This is a genomic window from Pedococcus sp. P2_A3 (genome assembly GCF_056405035.1).
Window position 1 is genome coordinate 65,808 of record NZ_JBFUCW010000016.1, and the last position, 16,906, is coordinate 82,713.

Annotated in this window: 16 protein-coding genes; 14 read left to right on the forward strand and 2 right to left on the reverse strand. The window is 71.4% G+C overall.

The window, feature by feature from the left end; translation table 11 throughout:
• Window positions 1–2: 2 nt before the first annotated feature.
• Window positions 3–827 (reverse strand): fumarylacetoacetate hydrolase family protein, encoded by an 825-nt coding sequence (locus tag AC1DX8_RS13720; RefSeq protein ID WP_477630484.1) that lies wholly within the window; start codon window positions 825–827, stop codon window positions 3–5.
• Between the two features lie 82 nt (window positions 828–909).
• On the opposite strand from AC1DX8_RS13720, the gene AC1DX8_RS13725 reads away from it, so the two are divergent.
• A complete protein-coding gene (locus AC1DX8_RS13725) occupies window positions 910–1,341 on the forward strand; it encodes a RidA family protein (protein ID WP_477630485.1) in 432 nt (143 codons plus the stop codon).
• Here AC1DX8_RS13725 and AC1DX8_RS13730 read toward each other — a convergent pair.
• The gene (locus AC1DX8_RS13730; RefSeq protein WP_477630486.1) at window positions 1,307–2,164 is read right to left on the reverse strand and encodes a PaaX family transcriptional regulator; all 858 of its coding nucleotides are present in this window, start codon (window positions 2,162–2,164) and stop codon (window positions 1,307–1,309) included. The genes AC1DX8_RS13725 and AC1DX8_RS13730 overlap by 35 nt on opposite strands.
• Window positions 2,165–2,274: 110 nt before the next feature.
• Between AC1DX8_RS13730 and AC1DX8_RS13735 the strand changes: the two genes are divergently transcribed.
• From AC1DX8_RS13735 to AC1DX8_RS13795, 13 genes are all read left to right on the forward strand, one after another.
• Window positions 2,275–3,723 carry an NAD-dependent malic enzyme gene (locus tag AC1DX8_RS13735; protein ID WP_477630487.1) on the forward strand — a complete coding sequence of 483 codons (1,449 nt, stop codon included), beginning with the start codon at window positions 2,275–2,277 and terminating at the stop codon, window positions 3,721–3,723.
• Window positions 3,720–4,976, forward strand: a complete 1,257-nt coding sequence (locus AC1DX8_RS13740; protein WP_477630488.1) for a DUF6986 family protein — start codon at window positions 3,720–3,722, stop codon at window positions 4,974–4,976. Before AC1DX8_RS13735 ends, AC1DX8_RS13740 begins: the two co-directional genes overlap by 4 nt.
• Window positions 4,977–5,042: 66 nt before the next feature.
• Window positions 5,043–5,582: a helix-turn-helix domain-containing protein gene (locus tag AC1DX8_RS13745; protein ID WP_477630489.1), complete on the forward strand. Its 540-nt coding sequence runs from the start codon at window positions 5,043–5,045 to the stop codon at window positions 5,580–5,582.
• 272 nt (window positions 5,583–5,854) lie between these two features.
• Window positions 5,855–6,763, forward strand: a complete 909-nt coding sequence (gene pucL, locus AC1DX8_RS13750) for a factor-independent urate hydroxylase (RefSeq protein WP_477630490.1) — start codon at window positions 5,855–5,857, stop codon at window positions 6,761–6,763.
• A 162-nt stretch (window positions 6,764–6,925) separates the two neighbouring features.
• The gene (gene uraD, locus AC1DX8_RS13755) at window positions 6,926–8,857 is read left to right on the forward strand and encodes a 2-oxo-4-hydroxy-4-carboxy-5-ureidoimidazoline decarboxylase (RefSeq protein WP_477630491.1); all 1,932 of its coding nucleotides are present in this window, start codon (window positions 6,926–6,928) and stop codon (window positions 8,855–8,857) included.
• Window positions 8,854–9,360: a 2-oxo-4-hydroxy-4-carboxy-5-ureidoimidazoline decarboxylase gene (uraD, locus tag AC1DX8_RS13760; RefSeq protein ID WP_477630492.1), complete on the forward strand. Its 507-nt coding sequence runs from the start codon at window positions 8,854–8,856 to the stop codon at window positions 9,358–9,360. The genes uraD (AC1DX8_RS13755) and uraD (AC1DX8_RS13760) overlap by 4 nt, the downstream gene beginning before the upstream one ends.
• A complete protein-coding gene (gene uraH, locus AC1DX8_RS13765; protein ID WP_477630493.1) occupies window positions 9,360–9,686 on the forward strand; it encodes a hydroxyisourate hydrolase in 327 nt (108 codons plus the stop codon). The genes uraD (AC1DX8_RS13760) and uraH overlap by 1 nt, the downstream gene beginning before the upstream one ends.
• Window positions 9,687–9,688: 2 nt before the next feature.
• Window positions 9,689–11,086, forward strand: a complete 1,398-nt coding sequence (locus AC1DX8_RS13770) for an 8-oxoguanine deaminase (RefSeq protein ID WP_477630494.1) — start codon at window positions 9,689–9,691, stop codon at window positions 11,084–11,086.
• A gap of 114 nt (window positions 11,087–11,200) precedes the next feature.
• Complete coding sequence (locus AC1DX8_RS13775; protein WP_477630495.1) at window positions 11,201–12,034, forward strand: hydroxypyruvate isomerase family protein; 834 nt, start codon at window positions 11,201–11,203, stop codon at window positions 12,032–12,034.
• 15 nt (window positions 12,035–12,049) lie between these two features.
• Window positions 12,050–13,009, forward strand: coding sequence for a 2-hydroxy-3-oxopropionate reductase (locus tag AC1DX8_RS13780; protein WP_477630571.1), 960 nt, complete (start codon window positions 12,050–12,052; stop codon window positions 13,007–13,009).
• A 106-nt stretch (window positions 13,010–13,115) separates the two neighbouring features.
• On the forward strand, window positions 13,116–14,894 hold the full coding sequence (gene gcl / locus AC1DX8_RS13785; protein WP_477630496.1) for a glyoxylate carboligase: 1,779 nt from the start codon (window positions 13,116–13,118) through the stop codon (window positions 14,892–14,894).
• An 8-nt stretch (window positions 14,895–14,902) separates the two neighbouring features.
• Window positions 14,903–16,033, forward strand: coding sequence for a glycerate kinase (locus AC1DX8_RS13790; protein ID WP_477630497.1), 1,131 nt, complete (start codon window positions 14,903–14,905; stop codon window positions 16,031–16,033).
• Window positions 16,030–16,899 (forward strand): fumarylacetoacetate hydrolase family protein, encoded by an 870-nt coding sequence (locus AC1DX8_RS13795; RefSeq protein ID WP_477630498.1) that lies wholly within the window; start codon window positions 16,030–16,032, stop codon window positions 16,897–16,899. Before AC1DX8_RS13790 ends, AC1DX8_RS13795 begins: the two co-directional genes overlap by 4 nt.
• Window positions 16,900–16,906: the final 7 nt, after the last annotated feature.

The window sequence follows — 16,906 nt, forward strand, 5'->3', positions numbered from 1 at the left end:
GGTCAGGCGCGGGGTTGGGTGAGGCGGATCGTGTTGCGCAGCAGGCCGATTCCCTCGATCTCGGTCTCGAGGACGTCGCCGTCGGCGAGGAACCGCTTCGGGTCACGGGCGACGCCGACGCCTCCCGGGGTGCCGGTGAGCACCAGGTCGCCGGGGCGCAGCACCGTGAAGGTCGAGATGTAGGAGAGCAGGTCGGCGCAGTCGAAGACCAGCGTGGCCGTGCTGTCACGCTGCACCTCCTCGCCGTTGACGCGACAGGTGACGGTCAGCCCGACCGCAGGGTCCACCTCGTCGGCGGTGACGACCACGGGACCGGTGGGGGTCGAGTGGTCCCACGCCTTGCCCTGGAACCACTGCAGCGTGCGGTACTGCCAGTCGCGCACCGACACGTCGTTGGCCACGGTGTAGCCGGCGACGGCGGCTGCGGCCGTCGCCCGGTCGGCGCCACGGATGGTCGCCCCGACCACGACGGCGAGCTCGGCCTCCCAGTCGACCTCCGTGCCGGCGGGGAGGTCGACGTCGTCGGCCGGGCCCACGAGGCTGTCGGCGTACTTGGCGAAGAGGGTGGGGTGGCTCGGCAGCTCGCGTCCCGTCTCGCGGATGTGGTCGCCGTAGTTGAGGCCGCAGCAGACCACCTTGGCCGGTCGGGGGAGCGGTGCCACCGGCTCGGCGCCCGGGAGCAGGTCACCCACGGGGGTGTCTGCACGGAGCCGACCGCCGGCCGCGAGGAAGGCGGAGAGGTCCGTGGCCGGGAGGGCGCGCCAGCCGTCGGCCGTGCGGGCCGCGGCGCGAGTGGTCCCCTCGTGGGCAACGGTGCCGAACTGCATATAGCGAGATTTTCACGATCGTCGCCAAACGTCAATAGATGGGCTAGGCTCGATCCACGCCCAGCCCGATCCTGGAGGTTCGATGTCCGCCCAGCCGCTGACCCCCGTGCCGGTCAACCCCGCTTCCCTGCCGACGCCGAGCGGCTACTCGCACGGCACCCTCAGTGGCAACACCCTGTACCTGGGAGGGCAGACCGCCCTCGATGCCCAGCTGCAGATCGTTCCCGGCGGGATCGTCGAGCAGTTCCGCCAGGCGTTCTCCAACGTCCTCGCGACCCTGGCCGAGGCGGGCGGCGTCCCCCACGACCTCGTGAGCATCACGATCTACCTCACCGACATCCCCGACTACCAGGCGCACGGCCGCGAGATCGGTCGTGCGTGGCGCGAGCTGGCCGGTCCGGTCTACCCCGCCATGGCGGGCATCGGCACGACCGCTCTCTGGCAGCCTGAGGCCCTCATCGAGATCGTGGGCGTCGCCGTCATCCCCGACGAGCGGCTCCGGCCTCAGCGGTGACGTAGTCGTGCGCCGGCCCCGCGAGCAGCCGGTGCAGGGCGAAGAAGGTCTCCGCCGCCCGGGTCCCCGACCAGGACTCGGGCAGCAGCTCGGTCGGCAGCCCGGGGTCGAGGTAGGGCAGGCGTCGCCACGAGGTGAGCGCCCGGAGGTAGTCGGCAAAGGCCTGCGGACCGGGCACGACCTCCGGTTGGGCGGCCCAGCTCGCCCGCGCGGGCTCGTGCGCGTCGAGGAAGTCCGTGTACAGCTGGCCGAGCGAGGCGAGGTCCCACCACTCGGCGACCTTGTCGGCCGGGTCGCCGAAGGCGAGGTACTCGGCGCGGAAGAGGTCGACGTAGGGGGCGAGCCCGTCGGCGAGCAGGACGTCCCGGGCGTCCTCGGCGAGGTGCCCGGGGGCGATCCACACCCCGGCCGAGACGGTGCCGAAGCCGAGCCAGGAGAGCCGGGCCCGCAGCGCGTGCCGCTTCTGGCGCTCGGACTCGGGCACCGAGAAGACCACGACGACCCAGTCGCGCGAGTGCTGCTCGGGTCGGGCGAAGATCCGCCGGTCCCCGACCTCGAGCACCTGGCGCGCGTACTCCGACAGGGCGTAGCCGGCCACGCCGTCGCGGCGCTCGGCCTCGACGATCCCGCGGCGCTTGAGCCTCGACAGCGAGGAGCGCACGGCCTGCTCGTCCACGCCTGCCGCTGCCATCAGCCGGATCAGGCCACTCACGCTGATCCAGCCGCCGAACTCGCGGACGTAGAGACCGAGCAGGGTGACGATGAGCGCGCGCGGCGGTTGGGGTCCCCGCTCCGCGCCGCCGTCGAGCTCGGTCGTCGTCACGGACGAAATCTATCCGGCAGCCGGGCGAGACTTGTCCTCATCAGTGCCGAGTCCTAGAGTTCCGTTGAACAGAACTTGAAATCCGTATCGTGGAAGATTGAGGTCGCGCGATGTCAGCACCGAGCCCCGGGTACTCCATCACCGTGCGCGCAGAGGCTCCTGCCGCGATCGACACCACAGGGGTCGTCGCCGCTGCCGTCGCCGCAGCCGGAGGGGCGCTCACGGCGCTCGACGTCGTGGAGTCCCGGGGCGACAAGCTGGTCGTGGACGTCACCTGCAACGCCTCTGACGCCGACCACGCCGACCGGATCACTGCGGAGATCGCCGCGGTCCCCGGCGTGACGGTCCGCAAGGTCAGCGACCGCACCTTCCTGCTCCACCTCGGCGGCAAGCTCGAGGTCGTGCCCAAGGTGCCGCTCAAGCACCGTGACGACCTGTCCCGCGCCTACACCCCCGGCGTCGCGCGCGTGTGCCTGGCCATCGCCGAGAACCCCGAGGACGCACGCCGCCTCACCATCAAGCGCAACACCGTCGCCGTCGTGACCGACGGGTCCGCCGTCCTGGGGCTCGGCAACATCGGCCCGGCCGCGGCGTTGCCCGTCATGGAGGGCAAGGCCGCGCTCTTCAAGCAGTTCGCCGGTGTCGACGCGTGGCCGGTGTGCCTCGACACCCAGGACACGGAGCAGATCATCATGATCGTCAAGGCGATCGCCCCGGTCTACGGCGGCGTGAACCTCGAGGACATCTCCGCGCCGCGCTGCTTCGAGATCGAGGCACGCCTTCGCGACGAGCTCGACATCCCCGTCTTCCACGACGACCAGCACGGCACCGCCATCGTCACCCTGGCCGCCCTGCGCAATGCCCTGCGCGTCGTCGGCAAGGAGCTCAAGGACGTGCGGATCGTGGTCTCGGGGGTGGGCGCCGCCGGCCACGCCATCATCCGGCTGCTCGACGCCCAGGGCGCCACCGACATCATCGGGTGCGACCGCCGCGGCGCCCTGGACCCGGAGGCCGAGCACGCCGACGAGTTCCGCGGCTGGATCGCCCGCAACACCAACCCTTCCCGCACCACCGGCACCCTCAAGGAGGTGCTGCGCGGAGCAGACGTGTTCATCGGAGTCTCTGCTCCGAACCTGCTTGACGGCGACGACATCGCGACCATGGCCGATCGAGCCATCGTGTTCGCGATGGCCAACCCCGACCCCGAGGTCGACCCGGTCGCGGCCAGCCACCACGCCGCCGTCGTCGCCACCGGCCGGTCCGACTACGCCAACCAGATCAACAACGTGCTGGCCTTCCCGGGGTTCTTCCGGGGCCTGCTCGACGCCGGGGCGCGTGACATCACCGACGAGATGCTGATCGCCGCGGCGGGGGCCATCGCCGACTGCGTCCACCCGGACGAGCTCAACGCGAGCTACATCGTGCCCAGCGTCTTCGACCCCGATGTCGCCCCCGCGGTGGCTGCAGCGGTGCGCCAGGCGGCGGGAGGTCGGCACGGCGGCGACGCGACCGCGCGGCATACCGGCTCCGCCACGAGCCGAGAGGCGACGGCGCGGTGACCGTGGACCTCGACGCCCTCGGGGCCACGCTCGACGAACGCCTGCGCGACGCCGATGCCGACCTCGCGAGGCGTTTCCCCGGCGAGCGACCGGTGCGCCAGCCGGTCCACACGGTCTACGTCCCGGCCGACCGCTACGACGCCGAGCTGGTCTCGCGGTGGCGTGCCGACGCCCTCGCGACACTCGACGAGCACGGGGGTGGTGCCGACGGCGCGGCCGAGGCGTTCGGGCTGCCCGAGGCGCTCGCGGCAGATCTCTACTCGCGGGTGCGGGACAAGCTCGACCGGGAGGCCATCGAGGACCTGCGGATCGACTTCGAGGACGGCTACGGCACGAGGTCCGACGCCGAGGAGGACGCGGCTGTGGACGCCGCCGCCGCAGCGCTGCGTGGCGCCGTGGACGCGGGGGAGGTGACTGCCTTCAGCGGCATCCGGTTCAAGAGTTTCGAGGCGCCGACTCGCCAGCGCGGGCTGCGCACCTTCGCGCGGTTCGTCGAGGCGGTGACCCGTGACGGTCGGCTGCCTGACGGGTTCGTGGTGACCTTCCCGAAGGTCACGTCGGTCGACCAGGTCGAGGCGATGGTCGTCGCCTGCGAGCGGGTCGAGCAGGGTGTCGGACTGTTCGCCGGAGCGATCCGGTTCGAGATCCAGGTCGAGACCCCGCAGGCCATCGGCGGACCCGACGGCACCGCCCTGGTCGCCCGGATGGTGCACGCGTCGGCGGGCCGCTGCACCTCGCTGCACTACGGCACCTACGACTACTCGGCGTCGTGCGGCATCGCGGCGGCCTACCAGTCGATGGAGCACCCGGCCGCTGACCACGCCAAGGCGGTCATGCAGGTCGCGGCGGCAGGCACCGGCGTCCACCTGTCCGACGGCTCGACCAACGTGCTCCCGGTCGGGGGTCACGAGCAGGTCCTGGCTGCCTGGCGCCTGCACGGGCGCCTGGTGCGACGCTCGCTCGAGCGTGGCTACTACCAGGGCTGGGACCTGCACCCGGCCCAGCTGCCGAGCCGGTTCCTTGCCACCTACGCCTTCTACCGTGAGGGTCTCCCGGCCGCCGGTCAGCGGCTGAAAAACTATGTGGGACAAGTGGATTCGGGAGTCATGGACGAGCCTGCCACGGCGCGGGCCCTCTCCGACTTCGTGGTCCGCGCGCTCGACTGCGGCGCCACGGACGAGCAGGAGGTGCAGGCCCTGACCGGTCTGGACCGCTCCGCCATCGACCGCCTGGCCCGCCGCACCCCTGCCTGACCCGACCTGGGCGGCTGGCGTGCGCGACCACCTGACCTGCCGGCCCGTCGCGGGTAGGTTGGCCGCATGCGCGTGCGGGTGGAGTTCACGACCGAGCCGTTCCACGGCGAGGACGGTCGGCTCCCCGACCACGTCACCGCCTCCGCCGACGCGCTGAGGTATGCCGGGTTGTCACCCGACCTGGGACCGCTCGGCACGTCCGTGGAGGGTGACGCCGAGGTGGTCGTCGACGCCGTGGCCGTCGCGCTCAAGCAGGCGTTGTCCCACGGTGCCACCCGGGTGACCCTGACCCTGGGTGACGTCGACGCGGTGAGTGCCGCCCCGGCAGTCGGTGCCGGGGCGGGCGCAGGGGCCGGCGCAGCCGCCACCGACTTCACCGACGGGCTGTCGCGGCTCATCGCCGACGTCGAGCGCGAGCTCGGGGGGTCGCTCGCGACGCTTCCGCGGGCCGAGAAGCAGCACGCCGTGCGGCTGCTGGAGGAGCGTGGGGCCTTCGAGATGCGACGTAGCGCCGAGACCGTCGCCGAGGCCCTCGGCCTGACCCGCTTCACGGTCTACAACTACCTCAACCGGATCCGCGAGTCCGCGGCCGAGACGGCCGGCTGACGCGGCATACCCGGTCGTGAGTGGCGCCCGAGAGCCCAGCTCTCGGGCCTCCGGCGGCCCCGGAAGCCCGAGAGCTGGGATCTCGGCGAAGGCTGACCAGCCGAGGGACGGAACTTTTCAACAAACTGTTGACTGGGTCACATCCGTCCTCCTATCCTTCCATCATTCGTAAACAGGTTTCCACCATTCGGAAGACCTCCGACTGATTCGGGAAGCCATCCGCTGCCACCACGCCTGACCCGCGAGGGTCGACGGGCACCGCAAGGAGCACCATGAGCTTCGTCCTCGGACCCAACCAGTACGGCAAGGCGGAGAACCGCGTCGTCCGCGTCTACCGCGACACCGCCCGCCACGAGATCCGCGACCTCAACGTGTCGACCGCCCTGCGCGGCGACTTCACCGAGGCCCACACCACCGGTGACCAGGCCAACGTCCTGCCCACCGACACCCAGAAGAACACCTGCTTCGCGTTCGCCAAGGAGCACGGCGTCACCTCCCCGGAGGACTACGCCCTCACCCTCGGCCAGCGCTTCCTCGACGTCACGCCCGCCGCGACGGCCAGCCGGATCGAGGTCGAGGAGTATGCCTGGGACCGCATCGAGGTCGGCGGCGCCGGCCACGACCACGCGTTCGTGAAGCGCGGCGGGGAGGTCCGCACCACCATCGTCACCCGCGACCGCAGTGGCGCCGAGCCGCGCGCCTGGGTGGTCTCCGGCGTCAAGGACCTGGTCGTCCTCAAGTCCACCGGCTCGGAGTTCAAGGGCTACCTCAAGGACGAGTACACGACCTTGCAGGAGACCGACGACCGGATCCTCGCGACCTCCCTCGTGGCGCGCTGGCGCTACGAGACCACCGAGGGCGTGGACTGGAACAAGTCGTTCGACGACGTGCGGTCGCTGCTCCTGGAGACCTTCGCGACGACCTACAGCCGCGCGCTGCAGGAGAGCCTCTATGCGATGGGGTCGGCCGTGCTGGCCGCGCACCCGGAGGTGGCCGAGATCAAGTTCTCCGCCCCCAACAAGCACCACTTCCTCGTCGACCTCGCCCCGTTCGGGCTCGACAACCCCGGTGAGGTGTTCATCGCCGCCGACCGTCCCTACGGGCTGATCGAGGCCACCGTCCAGCGCGAGAACGGCTCGGACGCCGGCGACGCCTGGCTCACCGTGCCCGGCTTCTGCTGACGCAACCCGGCAACCCGGCGACCCGGCAACCCAGCAACCCAACAACCCGGTCCCACCGCAGCACCCGCAGCGCTCTCGCGCAGCACCCCACCCTGCAGCACCCCTCCCGCAGCACCCCTCCTTCTGCACCCTCCTCGCGGAGCCTCCCGAAAGGTGCCTGTCATGAGCACAGCCACCGCAACACCGAAGTCCCAGCGCGCCTCCCGCCACCCCGTGGACGAGGTCCTGCCCATCCCGAAGCTCGCGATCTACGGCTTCCAGCACGTGCTGGCGTTCTACGCCGGCGCGGTCATCGTGCCGATCCTCCTGGCCAGCGCGATCGGGCTGTCGACCCAGGAGCTCATCCACCTCATCAACGCCGACCTCTTCACCTGTGGGATCGCCTCGATCATCCAGTCCGTCGGGTTCTGGAAGGTCGGCGTGAAGCTCCCCCTCCTGCAAGGGGTCACGTTCACCGCTGTCTCCCCGATGATCGCCATCGGCCTGGCCGCCGGCGGGGGGACCGACGGCCTGCTCGTGATCTACGGGGCGGTGATCGTGGCGGGCCTGTTCACCTTCCTCGTCGCTCCCTACTTCAGCCAGCTGATCCGGTTCTTCCCGCCCGTCGTCACCGGGACGGTGATCACGATCATCGGCCTCGCGCTGCTGCCGGTGGCTGCCGCGGACGCCGCAGGTGGCGCCGGCCCCACGCTCGACCCGTCGAGCGGGCGCAACCTCGCCTACGCGCTCGGCACCCTGGCCCTGATCGTCGCGATCCAGCGGATCTTCAAGGGCTTCATGGCCACTGTGGCCGTCCTCGTCGGGCTGGTGGTCGGCACCGTGATCGCCTGGATCCTCGGTGACGCGCACTTCGACTCCGTGTCGGGCTCGGGCTGGGTCGGGGTCACCACGCCGTTCCACTTCGGGTGGCCCAAGTTCTCGGTGGCCGCGATCGTCTCGATGGTCGTCGTCATGCTGATCACGGCCGTCGAGACCACGGGCGACGTGTTCGCCACCGGCGAGATCGTCGAGAAGCGGATCGGCAAGGAGGACATCGCCCGCGCCCTGCGCGCCGACGGCCTCGCCACCACGATCGGCGGAGTCTTCAACTCCTTCCCCTACACCTGCTTCGCCGAGAACGTCGGCCTGGTGCGACTGACCCGGGTCAAGAGCCGCTACGTCGTCGCGACTGCCGGGCTGATCATGGTCGTCATCGGCCTGATCCCCAAGGCCGGCGCCATCGTCGCGGGCATCCCGCACCCCGTCCTCGGTGGCGCTGCGTTGGCGATGTTCGCCACCGTCGCCGTCGTGGGCTTCCAGACGCTCTCACGGGTCGACTTCCACGACCACCGCAACGTCGTCATCGTCGCGACGGCGGTTGGCCTCGCGATGTACGTGACCGCGCAGCCCGACGTGTCCAAGGCCGTGCCCGAGTGGGCGCAGATCATCTTCGGCTCGGGCATCACGCTCGGCTCGATCACCGCCATCGTGCTCAACTTCCTCTTCCACCACGTCGGGTCGAACCGTGGCCCGGCGGTGGCTGGTGCCCCGGGGTCGCTCGTGCGGCTCAGCGAGGTCAACCAGATGTCGCGTGAGGACTTCGCCGACACGTTCGGCAGCCTCTTCCAGGGTCCTCGGTGGGTGGTCGAGCGGGCCTTCGACTCGCGGCCGTTCAGCGACACCAGCGACCTGCGGCGCGCCTTCCAGGAGGCGTTGTTCTCGGCCACCGAGGACGAGCAGCGCCAGCTGATCGACTCCTACCCCGACCTCGGCGCCGACAGCGTGGCCGAGGGCGACGAAGGGCCCGACTCCCTGCGTGACCAGTCCTCCCTCGGGCTGACCAGGCTCGACGAGAAGAGCCATGGCGAGCTGGCCGAGCTGACCTCGCAGTACCGCGACCGCTTCGGCTTCCCGCTCGTGACGTGTGTGCGCGACCGCGACTCGTTCGACCAGGTGGTGCGCACGGGCTGGGAGCGCCTCAACAACTCCCAGGCGCAGGAACACGCCTCGGCCCTCGTGGAGATCGCCAAGATCGCCGGCTACCGGTTTGATGACCTCGTGGCCGACGCGAACCCGATCCACTCCGCGCGCACCCGATCCGTGGAGGGCCGATGACGCTCGAGCTGACCCTCGAACGCCTCAACGCGCTGCCCGAGCGCGAGCTGGAGGAGCGGCTGACCGCGTGCCTCCCGGTGCCCAGGTGGGTCGCCGCCGTCCGTGACGGCCGACCGTATGCCGCGTGGCCGGAGCTCGAAGCCACCGCCAGCGCCGCCGCCCAGCACCTCGACGACGAGGAGCTGGAGGCGGCGCTGGCCGGCCACCCGCGGATCGGCGAACGCGCCGCGAGCCCGCACCACAACGCCGCCGCCAGCGCACGTGAGCAGGCTGGGGTGGACCCGGCCGACGCCGAGGTGGCACGCGCGCTCGCCGAGGGCAACGCGGCATACGAGAGGCGGTTCGACCGGGTGTTCCTCATCCGGGCGGCCGGCCGGTCCGCGCCGGAGATCCTCGCCGAGCTCGACCGGCGGCTCGGCAACGACGCCGACGCCGAGCGTGAAGAGACCGTGACCCAGCTGCGCGAGATCGCGCTGCTCCGACTCCGACAGGTGGCCTCCTGATGGGAACCCTGAGCACCCACGTCCTCGACACCAGCCTCGGCAAGCCTGCCGCTGGGATCACGGTGGTGCTGGAAACCGTTGCGGGCCAACCGATCGGCGATGGCATCACCGATGGGGACGGCCGCATCGGGGGCATCGGTCCCGAGCGACTGGAGACCGGCGACTACCGGCTGAGGTTCGCCTCGGGTGGCTACTTCGCGGCGCGCGGCGTTGAGGCCTTCTACCCGGAGGTGGTGGTGGTCTTCACGATCGCCGACGCTGACCAGCACTACCACGTGCCGGTGCTGCTCAACCCGTTCGGCTACTCCACCTACCGGGGGTCGTGACCATGGCGACCGTCCCGCGGCTGGTCCTGGACGGTTGCACGGTGGTGACGATGGACCCGGTCCGCACCGAGCACGCCGTCGGGCACGTCGTCGTCGAGGAGACGCGCATCGTCGCCGTCGGTCCGGGTCGCTACGTCGATGACGGCACCGTCGCAGACGTGGTGGATGCCGCCGGGTGCCTGGCCACCCCCGGCCTGGTCAACACCCACCACCACCTCTACCAGTGGGCCACCCGCGGCCTGGCGGTCGACGCCACGCTGTTCGGCTGGCTCACCGAGCTCTACCCGGTCTGGGGTGGCATCGACGAGGACATCGTGGGGGCGGCCGCAGCGGCGGGTCTCGGCTGGCTGGCGCGCACGGGCTGCACGACGTCGATGGACCACCACTACGTCTTTCCCACCCACGGCGGCGACGTCCTGGGCGCAGAGGTCGAGGCGGCACGACGGATCGGCCTGCGGTTCCTGGCCACCCGTGGGTCGATGGACCTCGGTGAGAGCCAAGGCGGTCTGCCGCCCGACCACGTGGTGGAAGACCTCGACACGATCCTCGCCGCGACGGCGGCTGCGCTCGACGCGCACCACGACCCTTCGCCCGACTCGATGCTGCGGATCGGCGTCGCCCCGTGCTCGCCGTTCTCGGTGACGGCAGACCTCCTGCGCGAGTCGGCGGCCCTGGCCCGTGACCGCGGGGTGCGGCTGCACACCCACCTGGCCGAGACGGTCGACGAGGGGCGCTACTGCGCCGAGCGGTTCGGGCTGAGCCCGTTGGCCTACCTCGAGTCGCTCGGCTGGCTCGGCGACGACGTGTGGCTCGCCCACGGCATCCACTTCGACGACGACGCGATCGGAGCACTGGCGACCTCGGGCACCGGGGTCGCGCACTGCCCGTCGTCGAACGCCCGCCTGGGTGCTGGGGTCGCTCGTACCCGTGACCTGCGCGACGCGGGCGTGCCGGTGGGCCTCGGGGTGGACGGGGCTGCGTCGAACGAGGCGTCCTCCCTGGTCGAGGAGGCGCGGCACGCGCTGCTCTTCGCCCGCGCCCGAGGCGGTCCCGAAGCCCTCGGCGTGAGGGACGCCCTCGAGCTCGCCACCATCGGCGGTGCTCGGGTGCTTGGCTGGGACGACCAGATCGGGTCGCTCGAGGTCGGCAAGCTGGCCGACGTCGCCCTGTGGCGACTCGACGGGCTGGGCCATGCCGGCGTCGTCGACCCGGTCGCGGCGCTCGTCCTCGGCTCCCAGCCCCCGCTCGAGTTGTTGCTCGTCGGTGGAAGGTCCGTCGTCTCGCGTGACGGCCTCGTCACGGCGGACGAGGAATCGCTTGCGGCACAAGCGGTTTCGGCGGGCGAGCGGTTGCTGGCCCGCCACCGCGACGTGCCCGCGCGCCGCTCCGCCACCCGCTGAGACGACCGCCCCAGCGGTCTTGACGCTCGGGTGGCCTGACGCCTACCCTCTCACTAGTTGGAAAAGCGATTCCACTATACGGAAGTATCCCTGGACAACCAGAAGGAGATCGTCGTGACGGACCACGGACTGCGCTACGAGGTGAACTGCTCGATCCTGTTCACCGAGCTGCCGCTCCTCGAGCGGCCCGCCGCCGCGAAGGCCGCAGGCTTCGACGCCGTCGAGTTCTGGTGGCCCTGGCCCGACCAGCCGGTCCCCGGCGACCGCGAGGTGGACGCCTTCGTCGGCGCCATCTCGGACGCGGGGGTGCAGCTCGTGGGCCTCAACTTCTTCGCGGGCGACCTCGCCGGACCCGACTGCGGGGTGCTCTCGATCCCCGACCGGGTGCAGCAGTTCCGCGACAACGTCGACGTCACGGTCGGCATCGGCGAGCGGCTCGGCGTTGCGGCGTTCAACGCACTGTTCGGCAACCGGGTCGAGGGGGTGTCGGCGCAGGAGCAGGACGAGCTCGGTCGCGAGTCGGTCGGCTTCGCCGCCAAGGCTGCCGACCGGATCGGGGCGACCGTCCTGGTCGAGTCGGTCAGCGGCCCCAAGCCCTACCCGCTGCGCACGGCGGCCGACGCGGTTGCGGTCGTCGACGACGTGCGAGCCGCGGGTGCGGGCAACGTCGGCTTCCTGCTCGACCTCTACCACCTGGCCGCCAACGGCGACGACCTCGACGCCGCCATCGCGGCCTACGCCGACCGCACCGCCCACGTGCAGGTCGCCGATGCGCCCGGCCGCGGCGAGCCCGGCTCGGGTGAGCTCGACCTCCAGCGCCACCTCGGCGCCCTCGCCGCGAGCGGGTATGCCGGGTGGGTGGGTCTGGAGTACAAGCCCACCACCGCGACCACTCCCGAGAGCTTCGGCTGGCTGCCGCGCGAGCGCCGCGGCGCCGGCCGACCCTGACCCCTGACCCTTCGCCTGCCCTCGGGTCGAGGTGATACCCGACCGGATTCCGGTCCCCGATCACCTCGAACCGCAACCACCAAGGAGCACGACATGACCACCATCGCCTTCATCGGACTCGGCATCATGGGCAGCCCCATGGCCGTCCACCTCCAGGACGCCGGGCACGACGTCGTCGGCTACAACCTGCACCCCGACAAGACGCAGCCCCTCGTCGACGCAGGTGGCACCGCCGCGACATCGGTCGCGGAGGCGGTCCGTGACGCCCAGGTGGTCGCGGTCATGGTCCCCGACAGCCCCGACGTGCAGAACGTCCTGCTGGGCGAGGACGGCGTCTTCGCCAACGCCAAGGAGGGCACGCTGGTCATCGACTTCTCCAGCATCCGCCCCGACGTGACCGTCGAGCTCGCCAAGGCGGCGCAGGACAAGGGGTTCCGCCTCCTGGACGCCCCGGTGTCCGGTGGCGAGGCCGGCGCCAAGAACGCCGCCCTGTCGATCATGGTCGGCGGCTCGGCGGCGGACTTCGCCGAGGCCAAGCCGCTCTTCGACGTGGTCGGCAAGACCGTCGTCCACGTGGGTGCCAACGGCGCCGGACAGACGGTGAAGGCGGCCAACCAGCTCATCGTGGCCGCCAACATCCAGGCCCTGGCCGAGGCCGTCGTCTTCCTCGAGGCGTATGGCGTCGACCTCGGCCCCGCTCTCGACGTGCTCGGTGGTGGTCTGGCCGGCTCCAAGGTCCTCGACCAGAAGCGCGCCAACATGGCCACCAAGTCCTTCGAGCCGGGGTTCCGGATCGACCTGCACCACAAGGACCTCGGCATCGTGACGAGTGCGGCGCGGGAGGCCGGGGTGGTCGTACCCCTCGGCGGGCTCGTCGCCCAGCTGATGGCCTCGGCCCGGGCGAACGGCGACGGCGGCCTCGACCACTCGGCCCTGCTGCGGGGCGTCCAGCGCCTCTCCGGTCAGACCCCCTGACCCTCCCCCCTCACCGTCCGTCCCCTTCCCCGTTCGAGGTAAACCCGCCGGGAATCCCCGGCGCGTTTACATCGACCCGGGGCGAAACAGACCAGGAGCACCCACCATGGCACGCATGACCGCGGCCCAAGCGGCCGTCGAGATCCTCAAGAAGGAAGGGGTCACCCACGTCTTCGGCCTGCCCGGAGCCGCGATCAACCCCTTCTACAAGGCGATGAAGACGAATGGCGGGCTGCACCACACGCTGGCCCGCCACGTCGAGGGCGCCTCCCACATGGCCGAGGGCTACACCCGGGCCAGGGCCGGCAACATCGGCGTCTGTGTCGGCACCAGTGGTCCCGCTGGTACCGACATGATCACCGGGCTCTACTCGGCCAGCGCCGACTCGATCCCGATCCTGTGCATCACCGGCCAGGCGCCGGTGGCCAAGCTGCACAAGGAGGACTTCCAGGCCGTCGACATCGCCTCGATCGCGGGGCCGCTGACCAAGATGGCGGTCACGGTCCTCGAGCCGGCCCAGGTCCCGGGCACCTTCCAGCAGGCGTTCCACCTGATGCGCTCGGGACGCCCCGGCCCGGTGCTGATCGACCTGCCGATCGACGTGCAGATGGCCGAGATCGAGTTCGACGTCGAGACCTACGAGCCGCTGCCGGTCTACAAGCCGGCTGCCACCCGTCCCCAGGTGGCGAAGGCGCTCGACCTGCTGGCCGCCAGTGAGCGACCGCTGATCGTCGCAGGCGGCGGCATCATCAACGCCGACGCGGCCGACCTGCTGGTCGAGCTGGCCGAGCTGACCGGTGTCCCCGTCATCCCTACGCTGATGGGCTGGGGCACCATCCCCGACGACCACGAGCTCAACGCCGGCATGGTCGGCCTGCAGACCAGCCACCGCTACGGCAACGCGACGATGCTCGAGTCGGACTTCGTCCTGGGCATCGGCAACCGCTGGGCCAACCGCCACACCGGTGACGTCGAGACCTATACCAAGGGCCGCACGTTCGTGCACGTCGACATCGAGCCGACCCAGATCGGGCGGGTCTTCGCGCCCGACTACGGGATCGTCTCCGACGCGAAGGCGGCGCTGCAGCTCTTCGTCGAGGTGGCCCGCGAGCGCCGCGACGCGGGTCGTCTCGCCGACCGCAGCGCGTGGGCGCAGTCCTGTCAGGACCGCAAGCGCTCCATGTTGCGCAAGACCAACTTCGAGGTCAGCCCGATCAAGCCGCAGCGGGTCTACCAGGAGATGAACCGTGCCTTCGGCAAGGACGTCCGCTACGTCTCGACGATCGGCCTGTCCCAGATCCAGGCGGCCCAGCTGCTGCACGTCTACCAGGACCGGCACTGGGTCAACGCCGGCCAGGCGGGTCCGCTCGGCTGGACCGTGCCTGCGGCCCTCGGCGTCGCCACCGCGGTCCCGGACGAGACGGTGGTCGCCCTCTCCGGTGACTACGACTTCCAGTTCATGATCGAGGAGCTGGCGGTCGGGGCGCAGTTCAACATCCCCTACATCCACGTCCTGGTGAACAACGCCTACCTCGGCCTGATCCGGCAGTCGCAACGCGGGTTCGACATGGACTACTGCGTCCAGCTCTCCTTCGACAACATCAACAGCCCCGAGGTCGGTGGCTACGGCGTGGACCACGTCAAGGTCGTCGAGGGGCTGGGCTGCAAGGCGATCCGCGTCTTCGACCCCGAGGAGATCCACCCCGCCCTGGAGAAGGCGAAGGCGATGGCGCAGGAGTACCGCGTGCCGGTCGTCGTCGAGGTAATCCTCGAGCGCGTCACCAACGTCTCCATGGGCCTGTCCATCGACAGCGTGACCGAGTTCGAGGAGCTGGCCGCCGGGGGCGCCGACGCCCCGACCGCGCTCTTCGCCAACCTGGACTAGGCCGCTCGATGCCCCGCGTCCTGCTCGCCCCCGACAAGTTCAAGGGCACCCTGACGGCCGCCGAGGTCGCGGAGCACCTGGCGAACGGCCTGCGCTCGGTCCTGCCCGACGTGGAGGTGGCCGTCGTCCCCGTCGCCGACGGGGGTGACGGCACCCTGGCCGCGGCCCTGGCCGCGGGCTTCACGCGGGTGCCGGTGCGGGCCACCGGGCCGACGGGTATGCCGTGTGAGTCGGCCTACGGGGTCCGCGGCGCCGAGGCGGTGGTCGAGCTGGCCGAGGTCTCAGGGCTGGCCCAGCTGCCCGACCGCCGGCCGGCGCCGCTCACCGCCACGAGCAGGGGAACCGGCGAGCTGATCGCCGCCGCCCTGGACGGGGGCGCGCGGCGCGTCGTCGTCGGGATCGGCGGGAGTGCCTGCACCGACGGCGGAGCAGGGCTGCTCCAGGCGCTCGGCGCCACCGTCCACACCGCGACCGGCAGCGTCGTCCAGGCCGGTGGGGCGGGGCTGCTCGACGCGGCCCGGCTCGACCTGAGCGGCCTGCACCCCGGGCTGGCCGAAGCCGAGCTCGTCGTGGCCTGCGACGTCGACAACCCCCTCACCGGCAGCCGTGGGGCGGCCGCCGTCTACGGCCCGCAGAAGGGCGCCGGCCCCGAGGACGTCGAGCTGCTCGACTCCGCGATGACCCACTGGGCCGACCTCGTCGCCCGGGCCACCGGCGCCGACCGACGGGACGACCCGGGGGCAGGAGCCGCAGGTGGGGTCGGCTTCGGACTGATGGCCGTCCTCGGCGCGACGACCCGACCGGGGGCCGAGCTCGTGTTCGAGCTGACCGGCCTGCCGGACGCCGTCGCAGGTGCCGACCTCGTCGTGACCGGTGAGGGTTCCCTCGACGCCCAGACCCTGCACGGCAAGGCCCCAGCAGCCGTGGCCGCACTGGCCCGCGACAAAGGGGTGCCTGCCGTGGCGGTGGCCGGTCAGGTCACGCTCACTCCTGCCGAGCTGGGAGCGGCAGGGCTGCACGCGGCATACGCGCTCGTCGACGAAGGGGCTTCGCGGCAGGAGGCGCTGGACGCGCCCGGGCCGCTGCTCGAGCGGATCGGTGCGCGCATCGCGCGCGAGCACCTCGGAGGTGGGCGATGAGGGTCGCCCGCGTCGGTCCACCGGGATCGGAGCGGCCGGTGGTGGTCGCTGCCGACGGCTCGCTGCTGGACCTGCGCGGTCTGACCCACGACGTCGACGCCGCCTTCCTGGCGAAGCTGGGCACGGTCGACACCGCTGCGCTGCCACGCCTTCCCGGCGACGCAGCCCCACGTTTCGGCCCGCCCGTCACCCGGCCCGGCAAGGTGGTCGGCATCGGTCTCAACTACCGCGACCACGCCGCCGAGGCGAGGGTGCCGCTGCCCTCCGAGCCCGTCGTCTTCCTCAAGGCCCCGACCTCGGTCTGCGGGCCCACCGACGACATCCGGCTGCTGCCGCAGTCGGTCACGACCGACTACGAGGTCGAGCTCGGGGTCGTCCTGGGTGCGCCACTCACCCACGAGCGCGACCCCGGCCGCGCGCTGGCGGCCGTCGCCGGCTACGTGCTGGCCCACGACGTCTCCGACCGGGCGCTCCAGCTCGAGCGCGGCGGCACGTGGACCAAGGGCAAGTCGGCCGACACCTTCTGCCCGGTCGGGCCGTGGCTGGTCACCCCGGACGAGCTCGGCGACCCGGCCGGGGTCAGGCTGCGCCTCACCGTGAACGACGCGCTGCGTCAGGACGGCTCCACCGGCGACATGCTCTTCTCCGTCGCCGAGCTGCTGTGCTACGTCAGCGGGCTGATGACCCTCGAGCCCGGCGACCTCGTCATCACCGGCACGCCGGCAGGGGTGGCGATGGGCCACCCTGAGCCCCGCCCCTACCTGCGGCACGGCGACGTGGTGGAGGTCGATGGCGGCGTCCTCGGCAGCCACCGGAGCCGGGTCGTGGACCACACCCGTTCCGCCACACCGGCAGCGGCGAGCTGAGGCAGGG